The following is a 19,793-nucleotide window of genomic DNA, read 5'->3' on the forward strand; positions in this document are numbered from 1 at the left end:
CATGTCGATTACCGCAGAGCGCAAGGAAGCGCTGATCAAGGAACATGGCCGCGAAAAAGGCGATACGGGATCTCCCGAAGTCCAGGTCGCGATCATTACCGAGCGCATCAACAACCTGACCGGCCATTTCAAGGACAACCACAAGGACAATCACAGCCGCCGTGGTCTCCTGATGATGGTCAACAAGCGTCGCTCGCTGCTCGACTATCTCAAGAAAAAGGATGAAGGCCGCTATACCGACCTCATCGCCAAATTGGGCTTGCGCAAGTAAGCTTCGTCGAATGAACGGCTCCGGGCTTCCGGGGCCGTTCGTTTATCAACGATGTCGCGCACAATCCGGTGCGTCGGCGTCATTCAAGGGACCGGCAAGTCGGCCCCGTACCGCTCGCAGGCCGGTCTCGCCTGCCGACACGACCCCGGACACGCATTGGGCGGCCGGGTGGAAGGAAACCAAATGTTCGATATCAAGACTGTAACGACCGAGCTCGGCGGCAAGACGCTGACGCTCGAAACCGGGCGCATCGCCCGCCAGGCCGACGGCGCGGTACTCGCCACGCTCGGCGAAACCGTGGTGCTGTGCGCCGTGACCGCTGCCAAGTCGGTCCGCGAGGGGCAGGACTTCTTCCCGCTCACCGTCCACTATCAGGAAAAATTCTCCGCCGCCGGACGCATTCCGGGTGGCTTCTTCAAGCGCGAAGGCCGCGCGACCGAAAAGGAAACGCTGACCAGCCGCCTGATCGATCGCCCCGTTCGCCCGCTGTTCCCCGAAGGTTTCTACAACGAAATCAACGTGATCTGCCAGGTCCTGTCGTATGACGGCGAGACCGAGCCCGATATCGTTGCGATGATTGCCGCATCGGCTGCGCTGACCATTTCGGGTCTTCCCTTCATGGGCCCGATCGGCGCCGCACGCGTCGGCTTCAAGGACGGCGAATACAGCCTCAACCCGAGCATGGAAGAGTGCGCTGAAGGCCGTCTCGACCTCGTCGTCGCCGCCACGCGCGATGCCGTGATGATGGTCGAATCGGAAGCCAAGGAGCTTTCCGAAGAGGAAATGCTCGGCGCCGTCATGTTCGCGCATGACGCATCGCGCACCGTCGTCGATGCGATCATCGAGCTGGCCGAACAGGCTGCCAAGGATCCTTGGGAAGTCGACACCGGTGCCGATCTGTCGGGGATGAAGGCGCAGCTGCGCGACGTCGTCGGCGACGACATTGCCGCTGCCTACAAGCTGACCGACAAGTCGAAGCGTTCGGACGCACTCAACCTCGTCCGCGCCAAGGCGAAAGAGCATTTCGCCGACGCCGACGGCCAGACGCAGATGGCGGGCATGAAGCTCGTCAAGAAGCTCGAAGCCGAGATCGTTCGCGGCGCCATCCTCAAGGACGGCCAGCGGATCGACGGTCGCAAGACCAACGAAATCCGTCCGATCGAATGCATGACCGGCTTCCTGCCGCGCACGCATGGCTCGGCGCTGTTCACCCGTGGTGAGACGCAGGCGATCTGCACCACCACGCTGGGCACGAAGGACGCCGAGCAGATGATCGACGGCCTCGACGGCCTGTCGTACACGCCCTTCATGCTGCACTATAACTTCCCGCCCTATTCGGTCGGCGAAGTGGGTCGCTTCGGCTTCACCAGCCGCCGCGAGACCGGCCACGGCAAGCTCGCCTATCGCGCGCTGCGTCCGATGCTGCCGAGCAAGGAAGACTTCCCGTACACGATCCGCGTTCTGTCGGACATCACCGAATCGAACGGTTCGTCGTCGATGGCGACCGTCTGCGGCGGCTGTCTGTCGATGATGGACGCGGGCGTTCCGTTGAAGCGTCCGGTTTCGGGCATCGCGATGGGCCTGATCCTCGAAGGTGACGACTACACCGTGCTGTCCGACATCCTCGGCGACGAGGATCACCTCGGCGACATGGACTTCAAGGTGGCCGGCACGAGCGAAGGCATCACCTCGCTGCAGATGGACATCAAGGTTGCCGGCATCACGCAGGAAATCATGCGTGAAGCGCTCTCCCAGGCGAGCGAAGGCCGCGCGCACATCCTCGGCGAGATGCACAAGGCACTCGGCGAAGTGTCGGGCGAGCTTTCGGACCATGCTCCGCGCATCGAAACGCTGCAGATCGACAAGTCGAAGATCCGCGACGTTATCGGCACCGGCGGCAAGGTGATCCGCGAGATCGTCGCAGAGACCGGTGCCAAGGTCGACATCGACGACGAAGGCATGATCAAGGTGTCGTCTTCGGACCGCGCCCAGATCGCTGCCGCGATCGACTGGATCAAGGGCATCGTCGAAGAGGCCGAAGTCGGCAAGGTCTACAACGGCAAGGTCGTCAACCTCGTCGACTTCGGTGCGTTCGTGAATTTCATGGGTGGCAAGGACGGTCTCGTCCACGTCAGCGAAATCAAGAACGAGCGCGTCGAGAAGGTCTCCGACGTCCTGTCCGAAGGGCAGGAAGTGAAGGTCAAGGTTCTCGAGATCGATCCGCGCGGCAAGGTTCGCCTGTCGATGCGCGTAGTCGATCAGGAAACCGGCGAAGAGCTCGAGGACACGCGTCCCGCACGCGAACCGCGCAGCGATCGTCCCGATCGCGGCCCGCGTCGTGAAGGCGGCGGTGATCGTGGGCGTGGCCCACGCCGTGACGGCGGCGGACGCGATGGCGGCCGCGACGGCAATCGGGGTCCGCGTCGCGAAAGCGGCAATGCCGACGGCGGTGCCAAGGACAGCAACGAAGATCAGGGCCATGTGCCCGACTTCCTCAAGTCCGAATAATCGGCGCATCCGATAATCGATACGGAAAAGGGGTCGCTTCGGCGGCCCCTTTTTCTTGGGTCCGCGCCGTCGGCCCTTTTCATCGCGGCACGGTTTTCTATAACGCCCGCATGACCTTGCACCCGCTGATCGCCATCGCTGCCGCGCTTCTCGCCGCCGCGCCCACTGCCGCCCAGAGCCAGGCCGAAGTGCCGCCTTCGCCCGTCGTCGCGGTGGAACTGCCGCAGGTGACTCTCGACACCGATCTCGGCCCCGTTGTCGTCGAGCTAGATACCGTCCACGCGCCGGTCACGGCGGGCAATTTCCTGCGCTACGTGAAGGAAAAGCGCTTCGACGGGATGAGCTTCTATCGCGCGGTCAACGTCGCCGACGGCTATGGCCTGGTCCAGGGCGGGACGCAGGGCGATCCGAAAAAGACGCTGCCGCCGATCGCGCACGAACCGACGACGCAGACGGGCCTGACACACACCGATGTCACGCTATCGATGGCGCGCGCCGCACCGGGCAGTGCGACCGGGGATTTCTTCATCATCGTCGGAAATCTCACCAGCCTCGATGCCGGCTCGACCGATACCGCGGGCACCGGCGACACGCTGGGCTTCGCCGCGTTCGGCCATGTCGTGTCGGGAATGGACGTCGTCCACCGCATCCTCGCCGCGCCGACGTCGCCCACTGCAGGTGAGGGCGCGATGATCGGGCAGATGCTCGCGCCCAAGATCACGATCCGCACCGCGCGCGTGACGCCTGCTGCCGAAGTGCCCGAATAAGACGCGGACGCGCCCGCATCATTCGCTTTGCGTTCATATTTGCCGGTGTCTATAGCGACCGTCATGACCATGCACCTTACCCGTTCGCTTCGCCTTGCCGCGGCTGTCCTCCTCGTTCCCAGCCTGCTTGCCGGTTGTGCCGGAAAAGGCGGAGGCGTGAAGGATACCAGCTATGTCGCGCGCGACGTCGACACGCTCTATCTGGCTGCGCAGAACCGGCTTGAACGCGGTCAGTACAAGGTGGCCGCCGCGCTGTTCGACGAGGTCGAGCGCCAGCATCCCTACTCACCCTGGGCCCGCCGCGCCCAGCTGATGAGCGCCTATAGCTACTGGCTGGCGCAGGATCACACCAAATCGATCGACGCGGCCAACCGCTTCCTGTCGATCCATCCGGGCAACCGCGATGCGCCCTATGCATCGTATCTCGTCGCGCTCAATTATTATGAGCAGATCAGCGATATCAAGCGCGACCAGAAGACGACGCGCGACGCGCTCAATGCACTCGGGGAGGTCATGCGGCGCTATCCCGACACGCGCTACGCCGCCGATGCGAAGCTCAAGATCGACCTCGTCAACGACCATCTCGCAGGTAAGGAAATGGAAGTCGGCCGCTATTACGAACGCGCCGGCGACTGGCTTGCGGCATCGCTGCGCTTCCGTGAGGTCGTCGACAATTACCAGACAACCAGCCACACCGCAGAGGCGTTGTTCCGCCTGACCGAAAGCTATCTCTCGCTCGGCATCCCGGACCAGGCCAAGGCTTCGGCGGCGGTTCTCGGCGCCAATTATCCCGGCTCGAAATGGTACAAGCGTGCCTTCGATCTGATGCAGAAGCACGCCCCCGACGCCTGATCGCATTTCGCGGCACGGGCTGATCCGCTCGGTGCTTCTTAATCGCATAGTTTCGCGTTAAGACGCAAAACGATGCTGACCGCGCTTTCCATTCGTGACCTTGTGATTATCGAGGCGCTGGACCTCGAATTTTCGGGTGGTTTGGGCGTGCTCACCGGCGAAACCGGCGCGGGCAAGTCGATCCTGCTCGACGCTCTCGGCCTCGCGCTCGGCGCGCGCGCCGATAGCGGCCTCGTCCGCCACGGCTGCGCCCGCGCCCGCGTCACCGCCACCTTCGCCCCGCTCCCCGCCGACCACCCCGCGCGCAGCGCGCTCGACGATGCCGGGGTTGAGATCGACGCAGGCGAACCGCTGATCGTCCGCCGCCAGGTCGATGCCAGTGGCGGCAGCAAGGCGTTCGTCAACGATCAGCCGGTCTCTGCCGGGTTGCTGCGCGAGATCGGCACCGACCTCGTCGAAATCCACGGCCAGCACGACGACCGCGGCCTGCTCGACCGTAGCGGCCACCGCGCGTTGCTCGACAGCTTCGGCGGTCTCGCGACCCGATCGGTTGCCGACGCGCATGCCGCGATGGCCACTGCACAGGCCGCGCTATCGGCCGCACGTGCCGCGCTCGAAGCCGACGCTGCCGACCGCGAGTGGCTTGACCATGCGATCGAGGAAATCGAGGCGTTCGCGCCCGAGGACGGCGAGGAAGAACGGCTCGCGGGGTTGCGCAGCGACATGCAGAAGGGGGAGCGGCTCGCCGACGAACTCGCCGAACTCGACCGGTTGCTCGGCGGCAGCGAGGGCGGCCCTGCGCAATTGCGCGGCGCGGCGCGGCGGCTCGACCGGATCGCGGAGGATCACCCGCTGCTCGCCGAGGCTCTGGCGGCGATCGACCGCGCGGTGATCGAGGCGAGCGAGGGCGAGGAAGCGCTGGCGCGCGCGAAGGAGGCGATGCGCTTCGATCCCGCCGAACTCGAAAACGCCGAGACGCGCCTGTTCGACCTGCGCGCGCTCGCCCGCAAACACCGCGTCGAGGCGTCGGGCCTCGCCGACCTGCTCGCGACGCTGACCGCACGGCGCGATGCGCTCGACCAGGGCGCGATCAGCCTCAAGGGGCTTGAAGATGCCGCCATGGGCGCTGTGGCGGCATATCGCGCCGTTGCCGGGGCGCTGAGTGATGCGCGTACCGAGGCGGCGACGCGGCTCGACGCGCGCGTGGCAAGCGAACTTGCGCCGCTCAAGCTCGACGCCGCCAAATTCCGTACCGCGATCGACCGACTGCCCGAAGAGGCCTGGGGCCCGGCGGGAATCGACCGGATCGCGTTCGAGATATCGACCAACCCGGGCGCGCCTTTCGCGCCGCTGATCAAGATCGCCAGCGGCGGCGAACTGTCGCGCTTCATCCTCGCGCTCAAGGTCGCGCTCGCCGAAGAGGGCGGGGCCGACACGATCATCTTCGACGAGATCGACCGCGGCGTCGGCGGCGCGGTGGCAAGTGCGATCGGCGACCGGCTCGCACGGCTCGCCCAGGGCAAGCAACTGCTCGCGGTCACGCATAGCCCACAGGTCGCGGCGCGCGGCGCGCACCACCTGCTGATCGCCAAGAGCCACGACGGCACCGTCACCCGCACCGGCGTCACCCCGCTCGACGCCAAGGCCCGCCGCGAAGAAATCGCGCGCATGCTCTCGGGTGCGAGTGTGACCGACGAGGCGCGGGCGCAGGCAGAACGGTTGCTGGAGGTAGTGTGATGACCGCCTCCGGCCTGCACCACCCCCCGACCCCCTCCTCTGAAGAGGAGGGGGAGAAGGTACGCGGCGTAATAGCCCCCTCCTCTTCAGAGGAGGGGGTTGGGGGTGGTAGTGCGACGCGCAAATTTCTGCTCACACGCGCTGCTAAAATGCGTCGTGAGCCAACCGAACCCGAGCGTCGGGTGTGGAACGAGCTGCGCAATAGCGGTTTTTTCGGACACAAATTTCGCCGCCAAGCGACTATCGGCAATCGGATCGCCGATTTCTTTTGCCCTGGCAAAGGGCTGATAGTCGAAATCGATGGCGACACGCATGATCGAGACGCAGACTTGAAGCGCGATGCAATGGTCGAATGTCAAACCGGCTTTCGCACCATTCGCTTCACCAACCGCGAAGTGATGCACAACATCGACGGGGTGCTGAGCGCGTTGAAATCCGCATTGAACGAAAAACCCGATCGCTGGGGTGGTGGCGGATGAGCAACGACATCATCGAAGCCGATGCCGCCAACGAACTGATGCGGCTGGCGAAGACTATCGCCAAGCACAACCGGCTCTATCATACGCACGACGAACCCGAGATTTCGGACGCCGAATACGATGCGCTCGTTCGCCGCAATACTGAGCTTGAGGCGGCGTTCCCGCATCTTGTCCGCCCCGACAGCCCCAATGCGGCGGTCGGCGCGGCGCCTGCGGGCCATCTCGCCAAGGTCAAACACGCGCAACGGATGATGAGCCTCGACAATGCGTTCGACGGCGACGAGGTGCGCGAATTCGTTGCGCGCGTGCGGCGCTTCCTCAAGCTGGGCGACGACCAGCCCGTCGCGCTGACCGCCGAGCCGAAGATCGACGGCCTGTCATGCTCGCTGCGCTACGAGAACGGTGCGCTCGTCCAGGCGGCGACGCGCGGCGACGGGACGACCGGCGAGGACGTCACCGCCAACGTGGCGACGATCGGCGATATCGTCCAGCGGCTCGCGGGCGACGCGCCCGCCGTGTTCGAAATCCGCGGCGAAGTGTACATGGCCAAATCCGATTTCGCCGCGCTCAATGCACGCCAGGAGGCCGCAGGCGACAAGCTCTTCGCCAACCCGCGCAACGCCGCCGCCGGCTCGCTGCGGCAGAAGGACCCCGCGATCACCGCGGCGCGTCCGCTGCGCTTCCTCGCGCACGGCTGGGGCGAGGTGTCCGAACTGCCGTCCGACACGCAGGCAGGCGTGATGGCGGCAATCGCATCATGGGGCCTGCCGGTCAGCGAGATGCTCATCCGCTGCGAGGGCGTCGAGGACGCGCTGGCGCAGTATGCCGAGATCGAGGCCGAGCGCGCCGACCTGCCGTTCGACATCGACGGCGTCGTCTACAAGGTCGACCGGCTCGACTGGCAGGACCGGCTCGGCTTCGTCGCCAAGGCCCCGCGCTGGGCGATCGCGCACAAATTCCCCGCCGAGCGCGCACAGACGACCCTGGAGCGGATAGACATCCAGGTCGGTCGCACGGGCAAGCTGACCCCGGTCGGTCGATTGACCCCCGTGTCGGTCGGCGGTGTGATCGTTTCAAATGTAACGATCCATAATCGTGATGAAATCCAGCGGCTTGGCGTGCGACCCGGAGACCGCGTCGTGATCCAGCGCGCGGGCGACGTGATCCCGCAGATCGTCGAGAATCTGACCCGCGACGACGACCGCGCACCCTATGTGTTTCCCGATCACTGCCCCGAATGCGGCAGCGAGGCGGTCGCCGAAGAGGGCGAGGTCGACGTTCGCTGCACCGGCGGGCTGGTCTGTCCGGCACAACGCTTCGAGCGGCTCAAGCACTTCGTTGCACGCGGCGCGCTCGACATCGACGGGCTCGGCGAAAAGAGCATCGCCGAGTTTATCGAACTCGGCTGGCTGCATTCGCCCGCCGATATCTTTCGCCTCAAGACGCACCGCACCGAGCTGATCGGGCGCGAGGGCTGGCAGGACAAATCGGTCGACAACCTGTTCGCGGCGATCGAGGCGAAGCGCACGCCCGACCCGGCGCGCTTCCTCTTCGGTCTCGGCATTCGCCACATCGGCAGCGTCACTGCGCGCGATCTCCTGAAGCGCTTCACGACCATCGAGGCAGTCGCCGAGACCGGCAAGCGGCTGGCCGTGGGCGACGAAGACGCGATTGCCGAGGTCACCGCGATCGACGGGATCGGCGGTGCAGTCGCAGAGGCGCTCGGCGATTTCTTCCATGAAGAACACAACCGCGTCGCGTGGGATGACCTGCTCGGCGAAGTGGCACCCGCGCCCTATGTCTCGACCGCGCGCGAGACCGAGTGGACCGGCAAGACGATCGTCTTCACCGGCAAGCTGGAAACGATGAGCCGCGACGAGGCCAAGGCGCAGGCCGAACGGCTGGGCGCGCGCGCTGCCGGATCGGTCAGCGCCAAGACCGACCTCGTCGTTGCTGGGCCGGGCGCGGGATCGAAGCTCAAGAAAGCCGCCGAGCTCGGCGTGCGCACCGCTACCGAAGAGGATTGGGCCGCAATCGTCGCGGCGGCGGGCTAAGCGTATCGCGCTTCAATCGTCGGTCGGCACCCAGCGCATGACCCCGTCGGCGAACGGCGTCCACAGTCCCGTACGGATCCCCGCCTTGCGCAAACCGCGCGCAGTCCATTCGTTGCAGCTATTGGACAGCGTATAGCCGCTGGTGCCTTCGTAAAAGCTATCGGCAGGGCCATAGCCGCGCCCGCGCAGTGGCTGGGCGTGCCCTTGCTTGTCGAACACGAAGCTCGCCCGGACATGATCGGCGATGATGCGATATTGCGCCGGGCTGACGATGATCCGCCGCCGCGTCGCGGTCGGCTTGGGATCATATTCGTGATCGACATGGACCAGGCCATCGCCGCCGCCGAACACCGCCGCCAGCGCGACACCGGGTGTCAGGTCGCGCCAGCGCGGTACGTTGAGATAGACGTCGCGATTGCCCCAGCCGAACAGCAGGTGCGTGCCGTAATAGCGCGGATCGGCAAGATCGTCGGGCCGCACCAACTCGCTCCAGTCGACCCCGGCGGCGCGCATCGGCAGGACGAGGCCGGTATGGATGCCATTGCTCTCGACGTAGATCGCAATGCCGTGATCGGGTTCGACCCAGTCGCGATTGACGGGGATCAGCGCACCCGCCGCAGCGATCAGAAACGCTGCGCCAACCGCTGCCGCCAGCCAGCCCAGAACGCCGCGCATGATCGCGAGGCGTCGGGCCTTCACCACGTACCGAAATCGCCCGGCGGCTGTGTCGTGCCGCCGCTGCCGCGGCTCGGTCGCCGCCAGCCGAGCCGCTGGCGCATCGTCAGCATCAGCGTCGGCCAGGCGCCGTTGTCGATCTGGCGGTCGAGCCGATAGCCGTGACGACGATAGGTTGCGGCGACGCGGCGCGCCTGGTGGTCGAGCAACCCGGCGAGGATCAGCGTCCCACCCGGCGCGCTGACCGCGGCGAAGGCGGGGGCAAGCTCGATCAGCGGCCCCGCGAGGATGTTGGCGATGAGGAGGTCGTATGGCGCGCGCGCGGCGATCTCGGGATGGTCGGTGCCGCTCGCGACGACGAGCGTCAGCGCGCCGGTGCCATGCCCCACTGCCACGCCGTTGAACGCGGCGTTCTCTCGCGTGACGTCGATGCTGACCGGATCGATATCGCTCGCCAGCGCATAGGCGCGCGGCCACAGCGACAGCGCGGCAAAGGCGAGCAGCCCGGTGCCGGTGCCAATATCGGCGATCGCGTCATAGCGCCGACCCGAGCGCTTGAGCCGGTCGAGCGCGGCGAGGCAGCCGGCGGTGGTTTCGTGCGTGCCGGTGCCGAAGGCGAGCCCGGCGTCGATGCGGAAGGCGGTTGCATCGTCGGGGATGCGATCGGCGTTGGTGCCGGTGTGGACGAAGAAGCGTCCGGCGCGAACCGGTTCGATGCCTTGCTGGCTGACCGTCACCCAGTCCTCGTCGGCGATCCGCTCGACCTGCGCGTGGGCAGCGTTTGCACTGGGAATCAGCGCGACCAGGCTGGCAATCGTCGCTGCATCGGGCGCGCTTTCGAAATAGGCATCGACCCGCCACGCGTCGCGCGCCTCATCGATTTCGCTTGTCACCAGCACCGGCAGCGGATCGAGTTCGACGAATGCGCTTAGATCCTCGTCGAGCCGCTCTGCCTCGTGCCGCGTGCAGGGCAGGGTCATTTTCCAGCTCATCGACGGTCCGCTGCTTCTGTCGCCAGTCGCCTGTCGAGGTTTTGGCGCGCCTTTTGAGCGTAGTTGCGACATGCGGAGCGATCGATCAGCGGCGCCTTGCCCGCCAGACGCGCGTAAAGATTGCTGGCACCCGGGTGCGGTGTGATCAGCAAGTCGCAATCGAGCGCGGCGATTTTGTCGAGGCTGGCACGGAATGGTGCGACGTAATCGGGATGGTCGAGAAAGCGATATGCATCGCTCGATACGGCGCTGATGCTATCGGCGTAGACGATCATCAGGCAAACCGCGTCGGCGCATGATCGCCAGGACCAGCTGGTGCTACCCGGCGAATGGCCCGGCGTCGCGTGTGCCGTCAGGACCAGCGACCCAAGACGGACCTGCTCTCCATCGCCGATAACGCGTTCGACGCGAAGCGCTGTAAAGGGGGGATGGAGGCCAGCTTGCGGGTCTTGGGGCGCGACGACGCCGCTCTCCAGCACGCGCTTGGCCGGTGCGCGCGCGACGACTTCGGCGCCGGTCAGGCGCTGCAGATCGGCCAGCCCGCCGACATGGTCCAGATGCTCATGGCTCGCCGCGATGAAGCGCACATCGCCCAAAGCGAACCCCAGGCGCTCGATATTGGCGGCGATTGCGGGAGCGGCTTCGGCGGTGGCGCCGTCGATGAGGACATGGCCGTCGGGGGACGTGATGAGCAATACGACGATTCCGCACGTGCCGACATCATAGACGTTGCCGTAGATCCGGACTGGCGGCGCCGGATCGCTCCATCCGTCCTTCCCCTCGCATTGCTCTTGAAGCGCAGAAAAGGGGGCAGGTGTGGCGAACGAGACGGGCTCGGGAAGGCCGGCGATGCATCCGGCCAGGGCCAGCGCCGCGAGCATCGTGAATGGTTTAGCGGACATAGCTCGCACCGTTGGCGTCGATCACCGCGCCGGTCATCGATGGCGGCGCCTCGAGCGCGCAAAAGCCTACGATCCGCGCGATTTCCTCAGGGCTCGCGACGCGTCCGAGCGGGATATCGGCGAGCAGCTTGTCGCCGCCGCGGCTGGCGAGATAATCTTCGGCCATGCCGGTCATCGTGAAGCCGGGGCTGACCGCGAAGGCCAATATGCCTTCGCCGGCATAGCCGCGAGCGATCGTCTTGGTCATCGCGACCATGCCGCCCTTCGACGCGGCGTAATGCCAGTGCGCCGGGCTGTCGCCGCGGTGCGCGGCGCGGCTGGCGACGTTGACGACCCGCCCGCCCGATTGCCGCTGCTGCCAGTGGAGCACCGCGTGGCGGCACAGTTGCGCCGAGGCGGTGAGGTTGATTGCCATCGTCCGCTGCCATCCGGCGAGCCAGTCGGCATCGTCGCCATCGAGCGGCTCGGCTTCGAACACGCCGGCATTGTTGACCAATATGTCGATCCGGCCGTCGAGTTGGTCGAGCGCAGCCTGCCACAGGCGGTCGGCGCCGTCGGGCTGCGAAAGGTCGGCATCGGCGCTGCCGCTACCCCAGTGGCGGACGTCGTTCGATGCGGAAAACAGGTCGGCGATCGCGCGGCCAATGCCGCGGGTCGCCCCGGTGGTCAGGATGTTGATCGTCATGCGTCGCCTCTAGCGCACGCTGCGCGCGCCGGAAACGGTCGATTTGATGTCCGTGCCGCGGGACGGTGGCGATCAGGCGACGGCCTGGATGAACTCGATCGATTTCTCGCGCAGCTGTCCAAGGCTCGAATCGACGTCGAGGAAGCCCTTTTCGAGCTGGTCGATCTCACTCGCGACATCGCCGGTATCCTGCCGGATCGACGCGATCGTCGACGACATCGAATCGGCTGCCAGCGCGGTTTCGTCGACCGCTGCGGTGATCATCGTCACGGTTTGCGCCTGCAACTCCATCGCCGCACGGATGCGCGCCGCCGATTGCTGGACTTCGGCGACGGTTTCGCGGACCGATCCATTGGCTGACACCGCACCGCGCGTGGCGGACTGGATCGCGCCGATCTTGGCCGCGATATCATCGGTGGCGAGCGCGGTCTGGTTGGCGAGGCTCTTGACCTCTTGTGCGACGACGGCAAAGCCGCGCCCCGCATCGCCTGCGCGGGCCGCCTCGATCGTCGCGTTCAATGCGAGCAGGTTGGTCTGTCCGGCGATGTCCCGAATCAGGCCGAGGATCGATTCGATCGACTGGGCATGTTGCGACAGCGCTTCGGACATTTCGGATGCCTCGCCCGCCTGGTTGGCGGCGAGTTCGGCGACCTCGGTAGCCTTGTCGACCTCGCCGCGCGCGTCCTCGATCGCACGGATCAGGCCCGCCGCGGTCGATGCCGCCTCACGCATTGCGAGCGCCGACTGTTCGGCCGCTGCGGCGACTTCTGATGTCTTGCCCAGCATGCCCCGGGTCGACTGCGATGCGGCAGCCGCCTGGCTGCGCAGCGAGCCGCCCTCATCGCTGAGGCGCGAAACAGTGCTCGAAATGTCGGTTTCGAATTGCGCGCGGCGTTCGCGATTGGTCAGCTCGGTCCGTTCGGCGAGCGCGCGTTCGTAGCAATAGGTGATCATGTTCGATTCGACGTTGCTGAGCGCGATCAGCGTATCGATCATCCTGGTGAGGCGTTCGGGCTCGTCGCCCAGCGTCTCGATGAGAATCTGCGAAAGCTCGCGCGTGCGGATCGAGCTGGCCGCGATCACCGCAAGGATCATCTCGCCCGAGCCAAGGTTGCCGCGCGCATTTTCCAGCATCCCGGCAAACCATTCGGGCGATTCAAGGTGGGTGTAACGCTGCCGCATGACCTCTGCAGATTTGGCGATCAACTCGTCGTTGACGACGAGGCCGTCTCCGCGCTTCTGGAGATATTCCTTGTCGAGAACCTGCCAATAGATCGTGTTGGCCCGGTCGATCTGGTCCTGGATGACCTCCCACAGCTCGCGACAATTGTCCGCCAGCGTCCCGCGGCTGTCGTTGATTCGCAGCACTTCGGCATATTTGTCGATTACAAAAGGTTCGTTCATCGTCGTGTTCCACCGTGTTCGCGTCGCGTCATCATGCGACCTCACTGGTAAAGCGGGCGTTAGAGCCGCGCAGCGCAGTGAATTGTTTTTCGACTTCGTCGTAATGATGATTGAGTTCGTCGATCTCGCTGGTGACCAGATCGGTATCGCTGCTGATCGAAGCGATCGTCGCGGCCATCGAATCGGCTGCGAGCGCGGTCTCGTCGACCGCCGATGTGATCATCGTAACGGTCTGCGCCTGCCGCTCCATCGCGTCGCGGATGCGATTGGCCGACCCCTGGACGGCAACGATCGTATCACGAATCGAACCGTTGGTTTCGACTGTTTCCAGCGTTGCCGCCTGGATTGCAGCGATCTTGTTGGCGATGTCGTCGGTCGCCCGCGCAGTCTGGTTGGCGAGGCTCTTGACCTCTTGCGCGACCACGGCGAAGCCGCGGCCCGCGTCGCCCGCTCGCGCCGCCTCGATCGTCGCGTTCAGCGCGAGCAAATTGGTTTGGCCGGCAATGTCGCGAATCAGGCCGAGGATCGATTCGATCGATTCGGCGTGCTGCGACAGGTTTTCCGACGTTGCGACCGCAGCTGTCGCCTGGCTCGCTGCCTGTTCGGCAATGTCGGCGGCTCCGTCGACTTCGTTGCGGGTTTCGTCGATCGTCCGGATCAGGCCGGCCGCGGTCGATGCCGCTTCGCGCATCGCCAGCGCCGACTGTTCGGCGGCGGCAGCGACTTCGGACGATTTGCCCATCATGCCGCGCGCCGATTCGGCGGCCGAAGCAGCGATTGTGCGCAAAGGTGCGCCGGCGCGAGCCATCGCCTTGACCGTCGTTTCGAAGCGGCGCTGATAGGCGGCGGCGGCATCCCGGCGGATGCGTTTGTCGCGATGTTCGAGCGTCGCGGCATAGAGTGTCGAAGTGACGTCACCGGCAAGCATCGAAACGCGGCAGATCGTTTCGGCGAGATCGACGAACAGGTCGCGATCATCGTCGCGATGTTCGCGGGCGAGGGCCAGCATCGCGCTGGTCAGCTTCGCAATTGGATCGAGCGCCTCGTGTGAACTGCAGCCATGGGCGAAGCCAAAGCTGGTGACCGCATACATGCTTTCGACCCAGCGATAGTCGTCGATGTTGGACAGCAACTGTTCGAGACACACCATCGCGATCTTGTGTATACTCGCGGAATCGCCATAGGCGCTGAGATCGGCGCCTTCGAGGTGGGCGAGCCAGGCATCGCGATAAATTGTCGCGACTCGGTCGGCATGCGGCTCGACAAATATCCACAGCTTCTTGGCGTTGGCGACGAGCATGTCGCGGTGGTCGAACGCGGCGATCCGCCGGTCGAGATCGATGAGCGAACGAAGATCAATCGGAGATTCTGCGGCCGCCGCCGGTGTTTGCGATAGTGCCGACACGCCTAAAACCCTTTTCTGACTACGCTCATGCCGCCGTGCTAGAAGGAAACTGGTTAAAAGCGCGTTAGTTTTTGGAAGGATTTTTGTACCGTATTCCGGTCCGCCGCAGCGGCGCGATAGCCCCTTGCCCTTCGCGTGACGTTGGTTCAGGGGCGTCGCCTACGTCAGGATCGAACACGACTGACGACGAGGTGCCGCCGACGGCATGTGCTGCGCGCGGATATTTTCGAGGCTCACAGGAGAATATGATGCTGGTCGGCAGCCCCAAGGAAATCAAGAATCATGAATATCGCGTCGGCCTGACGCCCGAAAGCGCCTGCGAACTCGTCGCTCACGGCCATCAGGTGATCATCGAAAGCGGCGCGGGCGAAGGCATCAGCGCAAGCGACGACGATTATCGCGCGCAGGGCGCCGAGATCGTCGATACCGCTGCCGAGGTGTTCGAACGCGCCGACATGATCGTCAAGGTCAAGGAGCCGCAGGCCGGCGAGCGCGCGATGCTGCGCGAGGGGCAGATCCTCTATACCTATCTCCACCTCGCGCCCGATGCCGAACAGACGCGCGACCTGATCAAGTCGAAGGCGGTCTGCATCGCCTATGAAACCGTTACCGATGCCCATGGCGGCCTGCCGTTGCTCAAGCCGATGAGCCAGGTTGCCGGGCGGATGAGCATCCAGGCCGGCGCCTCGGCGCTGGAAAAAGCCCATGGCGGTCGCGGCGTCCTGCTTGGCGGCGTTCCCGGCGTCATGCCCGGCAAGGTCGTTATCATCGGCGGCGGCGTCGTCGGTTTCAATGCGGCACAGATGGCGGTCGGGCTCGGCGGTCACGTCACGATCATGGACCGCAATCCCGAAGTGCTCGAACGCGTCGGCACCCATTTCGAGAACCGCGCATCGACCCGCTTTTCGAGCAAGGCCAATCTCGCCGAGGCGATCGCCGAGGCCGATCTCGTCATCGGCGCGGTGCTGATCCCCGGCGCCGCCGCGCCCAAGCTCATCACGCGCGACATGCTCAAGACGATGTCGCCGGGCGCGGTGCTGGTCGACGTCGCGATCGACCAGGGCGGCTGTTTCGAGACCAGCCACGCGACGACGCACGCCGATCCGACCTATGTCGTCGATGGCATCGTCCATTATGCCGTCGCCAACATGCCCGGTGCGGTCGCGCGCACGAGCACCTACGCGCTCAACAACGTCACGCTGCCGCATGCGTTGCGGATCGCGCGGCTCGGCTGGAAAGAGGCGTTGCGCCGGGACCCGCACCTTGCTGCGGGTTTGAACGTATGGGACGGGCACATCACCTGCGCGCCGGTTGCCGAAGCGCTCGATCTGCCGCATGTTCCTGTCGAGCAGGCGCTCGCCTGAACGAACGTCTCAACCGCCGAGGAAGTCAATTTGGCCGATAAAACACCGCGCGTCCCCGACCCCGTGTCCGAACTCGAAAAGGACGCCGGGCGTCGCGAGAAGAACGGGGGCGAAGAGAATGAAGTGCTTCGGGCGAGCCGCCTCGCCGCGTCGTTGCGCGATGCCGCGGCCGATAAGGTCGGCGGAATGGGCTGGAAGACCGCCGCCGGCCTCGGCGTCGGCTCGGCGGCGATCATTGCCGCACTGCTTTACGCCAAAAGCGGGCGAAAATAGCGCGCGGGCGCATTTGCATGGCACGCGCTTTGCGCTAAACGACCGCTGGACCTGCCGCCCGGCGGCCCCGACATCCTGACTGGACACTTTATGGCGCACCATCCCGACCGACCGCTTTCACCGCATCTGAGCGTTTACAAATGGGGACCGCACATGGCGGTCTCGATTTTCCATCGCGCAACGGGCGATGGCCTGGCGATCGTCGGCACGCTGGCGCTGTTGTGGTGGCTCGGTGCAATGGCGAGTGGTGCCGATGCCTATGGGGCGTTTATCGCCTGCGCCGGCGGGATCGTCGGCAAGGTGATCCTGGTTGGCCTCAGCTGGGCGTTCTTCCAGCATCTCTTTTCGGGTCTGCGCCACCTCGTCCTCGACACCGGTGCAGGGTACGAACTCAAGACCAACAAGATGTTCTCGATCCTCGTCTTCGTCGCCGCGATCGTCGCGACCGCGGCGCTGTGGGGCTTTATCTTCATGGAGACGATCTGATGAGCGAGCGTACCGGCATTGCGAAAGTCGCCTCGGGCGGAACCGAACTGGGTCGCGTTCGCGGCCTCGGCTCGGCGCGCGAAGGCACCGGCCATTTCATCCACCAGCGGCTGACCGCGGTCGGCAACCTCGCGCTCTTCCTGTGGCTGATCGTCAGCCTCGTGCGCCTGCCGCTCGCCGATTTCGCGACGATGCGCGAATGGCTTGGTTCGCCGCTTGCCGCGGTGCCGATGATCCTGCTGATCATCAGCGTCTTCTGGCACATCCGTCTCGGCCTGCAGACGCTGATCGAGGATTACGTCCATAGCGATGCACCGCGCATTCTCGCGCTCGTCATCGTCAATTTCTATTGTGTGGCCGGGGCCGCGTTTGGCATCTTCTCGGTCGCCAAGATCGCCTTTACCGCCACCGCCGCCGTGACTGGAGTTCCCGCCTGATGGCCGATAGCAAGACTGCCACGCCCGCCTACAAGATCATCGATCACGATTACGACACGGTCGTCGTCGGCGCGGGCGGATCGGGCCTGCGCGCGACGATGGGCAGCGCCGAATCGGGTCTCAAGACCGCGTGCATCACCAAGGTGTTCCCGACGCGCAGCCACACCGTCGCGGCGCAGGGCGGCATTGCTGCCAGCCTCGGCAACATGGGTCCCGACCACTGGACCTGGCACATGTACGATACCGTCAAGGGTTCCGACTGGCTCGGCGACCAGGACGCGATCGAATATCTCTGCCGCGAGGCGCCTGCAGCGGTCTATGAACTCGAGCATGCCGGCGTACCGTTCAGCCGCACCGACGAGGGCACGATCTACCAGCGCCCGTTCGGCGGCATGATGCAGAACATGGGCGAAGGCCCGCCGGCGCAGCGCACCTGCGCCGCGGCCGACCGCACCGGCCACGCGATGCTTCACGCGCTCTACCAGCAGAGCCTGAAATACGACGCCGATTTCTTCATCGAATATTTCGCGATCGACCTGATCATGGAAAACGGCGAGTGCCGCGGCGTCATTGCGCTGTGCCTCGACGACGGTTCGATCCACCGCTTCCGCAGCCACGCGGTCGTCCTCGCCACCGGCGGCTACGGCCGCGCGTTCTTCTCGGCGACTTCGGCGCACACCGTAACGGGTGACGGCGGCGGCATGGTGTCGCGCGCCGGCCTGCCGCTGCAGGACATGGAGTTCGTCCAGTTCCACCCGACCGGCGTCTATGGCGCCGGCGTCCTCATCACCGAGGGCGCGCGTGGCGAGGGCGGCTATCTCACCAATTCCGAAGGCGAGCGTTTCATGGAACGCTATGCCCCTTCGGCCAAGGACCTCGCCAGCCGCGACGTCGTCAGCCGCGCGATGGCATTGGAAATGCGCGAAGGCCGCGGCGTCGGCAAGGAGGGCGATCACATCTTCCTCCACCTCGACCATATCGCGCCAGAAGTACTCGCTGAGCGCCTGCCGGGCATCACCGAGACCGGCAAGATCTTCGCCGGCGTCGACCTGACGCGCCAGCCGCTGCCCGTCACGCCGACGGTGCATTACAATATGGGCGGTATCCCGACCAATTATCACGGCGAAGTCGTGACGATCCGCGACGGCGATCCCGATGCGGTTGTCCCCGGCCTGTTCGCGGTCGGTGAAGCAGCGTGCGTTTCGGTCCACGGCGCCAACCGCCTTGGCTCGAACAGCCTGATCGATCTCGTCGTCTTCGGCCGCGCGACCGGCCATCGACTTGCCGAGATCAACAAGCCCGGCGCGCCGCACAAGCCGCTGCCCAAGGGTTCGGAAGAGCTTGCGCTCGGTCGCCTCGACCATTTCCGCTATGCCAAAGGCGCATCGCCGACCGCCGATATCCGCATCAACATGCAGAAAACGATGCAGAAACACTGCGCCGTCTTCCGCGACACCGCGACGCTCGCCGAGGGCAAGGCACAGATGCAGGGCGTCAACGATCGCCTCAAGGACGTCTCGGTCAGCGACCGCAGCCTGATCTGGAACACCGACCTCGTCGAGACGCTAGAGCTCGACAATTTGATGGGCCAGGCGATCTGCACGATCGAAGGCGCCGCCAATCGCAAGGAAAGCCGCGGCGCGCACGCGCACGAGGATTATCCCGAGCGCGACGACGCCAACTGGATGAAGCACACTGCGATCTGGTTCGAAGGCTGGGGCGGCAAGGGCGGATCGGTCAAGATCGACTATCGCCCGGTCCACGAATACACGCTGAGCGACGATATCAAATATATCGAGCCCAAGAAGCGGGTGTATTGATCGCTCGCTGAGCAGGCGTTGCGAGGTTTCTTACGTGCCCAGCGCCTGGGCGCAGGCGACGCGAAGGTCCTTCAGCTTGGCCAGGCTGGATGTATCGCCGCTGCCGGCGGGCGCTATCTCGCGCGCGATGGCGCGGACCATCTGCATCGCGATGTCGAGGTTCTGCAGCTTCATCCCGTGACGTGCGACCGTCTCTTCGGACGAGATCAGCTCGCTCTCGAGATCGTCCATCAGCTTGATCACCGTCTCGAGATCATCGACCAGCGGGGTATCGGATCGCGGCAGGAACGCCGGCTCGGGCGTGACGCCCAGCGTCGTAGGGACCGAAGCGCCCGATTTGACGAGCGCGACGATGTCGTCGATCCGCTGCTGTTCGACGTTCGACGGGGGCGCAAGCCACTCGCGCACCGAAAGCTCGGATGAGAAATGCAGCCCACATTTGTTGTTGCGGCTCCACACCACCGTCCCGTGTGCGCGCAGAGCACCGCGGATGAGGTGCGCGTTGGTCCCCGGCGGTGGGACCATCGGCGAATCGATCATCGCGCCATTGGCCGACATGTTGCGGACCTTGACCGGAGCATGCTCGCCCCCAGCCTGTAGCACGGCGGCGACAAACATGCTCGACCGGGGCTGCAATCGCGCTTCGCGGCCGGGAGACGGAAAAGGTTTATCCATGTTAACG

Annotated in this window: 19 protein-coding genes; 12 read left to right on the forward strand and 7 right to left on the reverse strand. The window is 65.2% G+C overall.

The genetic code is table 11. From position 1 onward, the window contains the following. Position 1 precedes the first annotated feature (1 nt). The 7 genes from rpsO (at position 2) to ligA (ending at position 8,668) form a co-directional block, all read left to right on the forward strand. Complete coding sequence (rpsO, locus tag FSZ31_RS11415; RefSeq protein ID WP_147123517.1) at positions 2-271, forward strand: 30S ribosomal protein S15; 270 nt, start codon at positions 2-4, stop codon at positions 269-271. A gap of 183 nt (positions 272-454) precedes the next feature. Beyond that, complete coding sequence (gene pnp / locus FSZ31_RS11420; protein WP_147123518.1) at positions 455-2,779, forward strand: polyribonucleotide nucleotidyltransferase; 2,325 nt, start codon at positions 455-457, stop codon at positions 2,777-2,779. A 110-nt stretch (positions 2,780-2,889) separates the two neighbouring features. Beyond that, positions 2,890-3,546 carry a peptidylprolyl isomerase gene (locus tag FSZ31_RS11425; protein ID WP_147123519.1) on the forward strand — a complete coding sequence of 219 codons (657 nt, stop codon included), beginning with the start codon at positions 2,890-2,892 and terminating at the stop codon, positions 3,544-3,546. Positions 3,547-3,609: 63 nt separating this feature from the next. Next, positions 3,610-4,398, forward strand: coding sequence for an outer membrane protein assembly factor BamD (locus tag FSZ31_RS11430; RefSeq protein ID WP_147123520.1), 789 nt, complete (start codon positions 3,610-3,612; stop codon positions 4,396-4,398). A 72-nt stretch (positions 4,399-4,470) separates the two neighbouring features. Then, positions 4,471-6,135 (forward strand): DNA repair protein RecN, encoded by a 1,665-nt coding sequence (gene recN, locus FSZ31_RS11435; RefSeq protein ID WP_147123521.1) that lies wholly within the window; start codon positions 4,471-4,473, stop codon positions 6,133-6,135. Next, positions 6,135-6,614, forward strand: a complete 480-nt coding sequence (locus tag FSZ31_RS11440; RefSeq protein WP_236643789.1) for an endonuclease domain-containing protein — start codon at positions 6,135-6,137, stop codon at positions 6,612-6,614. The genes recN and FSZ31_RS11440 overlap by 1 nt, the downstream gene beginning before the upstream one ends. Continuing rightward, the gene (gene ligA, locus FSZ31_RS11445) at positions 6,611-8,668 is read left to right on the forward strand and encodes an NAD-dependent DNA ligase LigA (RefSeq protein ID WP_147123522.1); all 2,058 of its coding nucleotides are present in this window, start codon (positions 6,611-6,613) and stop codon (positions 8,666-8,668) included. The genes FSZ31_RS11440 and ligA overlap by 4 nt, the downstream gene beginning before the upstream one ends. Positions 8,669-8,680: 12 nt before the next feature. Here ligA and FSZ31_RS11450 read toward each other — a convergent pair whose 3' ends face one another. From FSZ31_RS11450 to FSZ31_RS11475, 6 genes are all read right to left on the reverse strand, one after another. Then, entirely contained in the window at positions 8,681-9,343 is a 663-nt protein-coding gene (locus tag FSZ31_RS11450; RefSeq protein ID WP_147123523.1) for a TIGR02117 family protein, read from the reverse strand. A 20-nt stretch (positions 9,344-9,363) separates the two neighbouring features. Further along, a complete protein-coding gene (locus tag FSZ31_RS11455; protein WP_328592399.1) occupies positions 9,364-10,323 on the reverse strand; it encodes a 50S ribosomal protein L11 methyltransferase in 960 nt (319 codons plus the stop codon). Positions 10,324-10,331: 8 nt separating this feature from the next. Beyond that, positions 10,332-11,237, reverse strand: a complete 906-nt coding sequence (gene bla, locus FSZ31_RS11460) for a subclass B3 metallo-beta-lactamase (RefSeq protein ID WP_236643790.1) — start codon at positions 11,235-11,237, stop codon at positions 10,332-10,334. Continuing rightward, complete coding sequence (locus tag FSZ31_RS11465; protein WP_147123525.1) at positions 11,227-11,922, reverse strand: SDR family NAD(P)-dependent oxidoreductase; 696 nt, start codon at positions 11,920-11,922, stop codon at positions 11,227-11,229. Before FSZ31_RS11465 ends, bla begins: the two co-directional genes overlap by 11 nt. A gap of 72 nt (positions 11,923-11,994) precedes the next feature. Then, complete coding sequence (locus FSZ31_RS11470) at positions 11,995-13,326, reverse strand: methyl-accepting chemotaxis protein (protein WP_201739176.1); 1,332 nt, start codon at positions 13,324-13,326, stop codon at positions 11,995-11,997. Between the two features lie 31 nt (positions 13,327-13,357). Further along, on the reverse strand, positions 13,358-14,731 hold the full coding sequence (locus tag FSZ31_RS11475) for a methyl-accepting chemotaxis protein (RefSeq protein ID WP_236643791.1): 1,374 nt from the start codon (positions 14,729-14,731) through the stop codon (positions 13,358-13,360). A gap of 248 nt (positions 14,732-14,979) precedes the next feature. Between FSZ31_RS11475 and ald the strand changes: the two genes are divergently transcribed. The 5 genes from ald to sdhA all read left to right on the forward strand — a co-directional run bounded on the left by ald (position 14,980) and on the right by sdhA (position 19,111). Continuing rightward, positions 14,980-16,095, forward strand: coding sequence for an alanine dehydrogenase (ald, locus tag FSZ31_RS11480; protein ID WP_147123526.1), 1,116 nt, complete (start codon positions 14,980-14,982; stop codon positions 16,093-16,095). Positions 16,096-16,125: 30 nt separating this feature from the next. Continuing rightward, positions 16,126-16,368 (forward strand): hypothetical protein, encoded by a 243-nt coding sequence (locus tag FSZ31_RS11485; protein ID WP_236643792.1) that lies wholly within the window; start codon positions 16,126-16,128, stop codon positions 16,366-16,368. Positions 16,369-16,458: 90 nt separating this feature from the next. Further along, on the forward strand, positions 16,459-16,854 hold the full coding sequence (sdhC, locus tag FSZ31_RS11490) for a succinate dehydrogenase, cytochrome b556 subunit (RefSeq protein ID WP_147123527.1): 396 nt from the start codon (positions 16,459-16,461) through the stop codon (positions 16,852-16,854). Then, positions 16,854-17,291: a succinate dehydrogenase, hydrophobic membrane anchor protein gene (gene sdhD, locus FSZ31_RS11495; RefSeq protein WP_147123528.1), complete on the forward strand. Its 438-nt coding sequence runs from the start codon at positions 16,854-16,856 to the stop codon at positions 17,289-17,291. The genes sdhC and sdhD overlap by 1 nt, the downstream gene beginning before the upstream one ends. Then, positions 17,291-19,111 carry a succinate dehydrogenase flavoprotein subunit gene (sdhA, locus tag FSZ31_RS11500; protein WP_147123529.1) on the forward strand — a complete coding sequence of 607 codons (1,821 nt, stop codon included), beginning with the start codon at positions 17,291-17,293 and terminating at the stop codon, positions 19,109-19,111. The genes sdhD and sdhA overlap by 1 nt, the downstream gene beginning before the upstream one ends. A gap of 30 nt (positions 19,112-19,141) precedes the next feature. On the opposite strand, the gene FSZ31_RS11505 is transcribed toward sdhA, so the two are convergent. Then, positions 19,142-19,786, reverse strand: a complete 645-nt coding sequence (locus FSZ31_RS11505; protein WP_147123530.1) for a PilZ domain-containing protein — start codon at positions 19,784-19,786, stop codon at positions 19,142-19,144. Positions 19,787-19,793: the final 7 nt, after the last annotated feature.

This window comes from Flavisphingopyxis soli (assembly GCF_007995095.1).
In the GTDB taxonomy this organism is placed as follows: Bacteria; Pseudomonadota; Alphaproteobacteria; order Sphingomonadales; family Sphingomonadaceae; genus Flavisphingopyxis; species Flavisphingopyxis soli.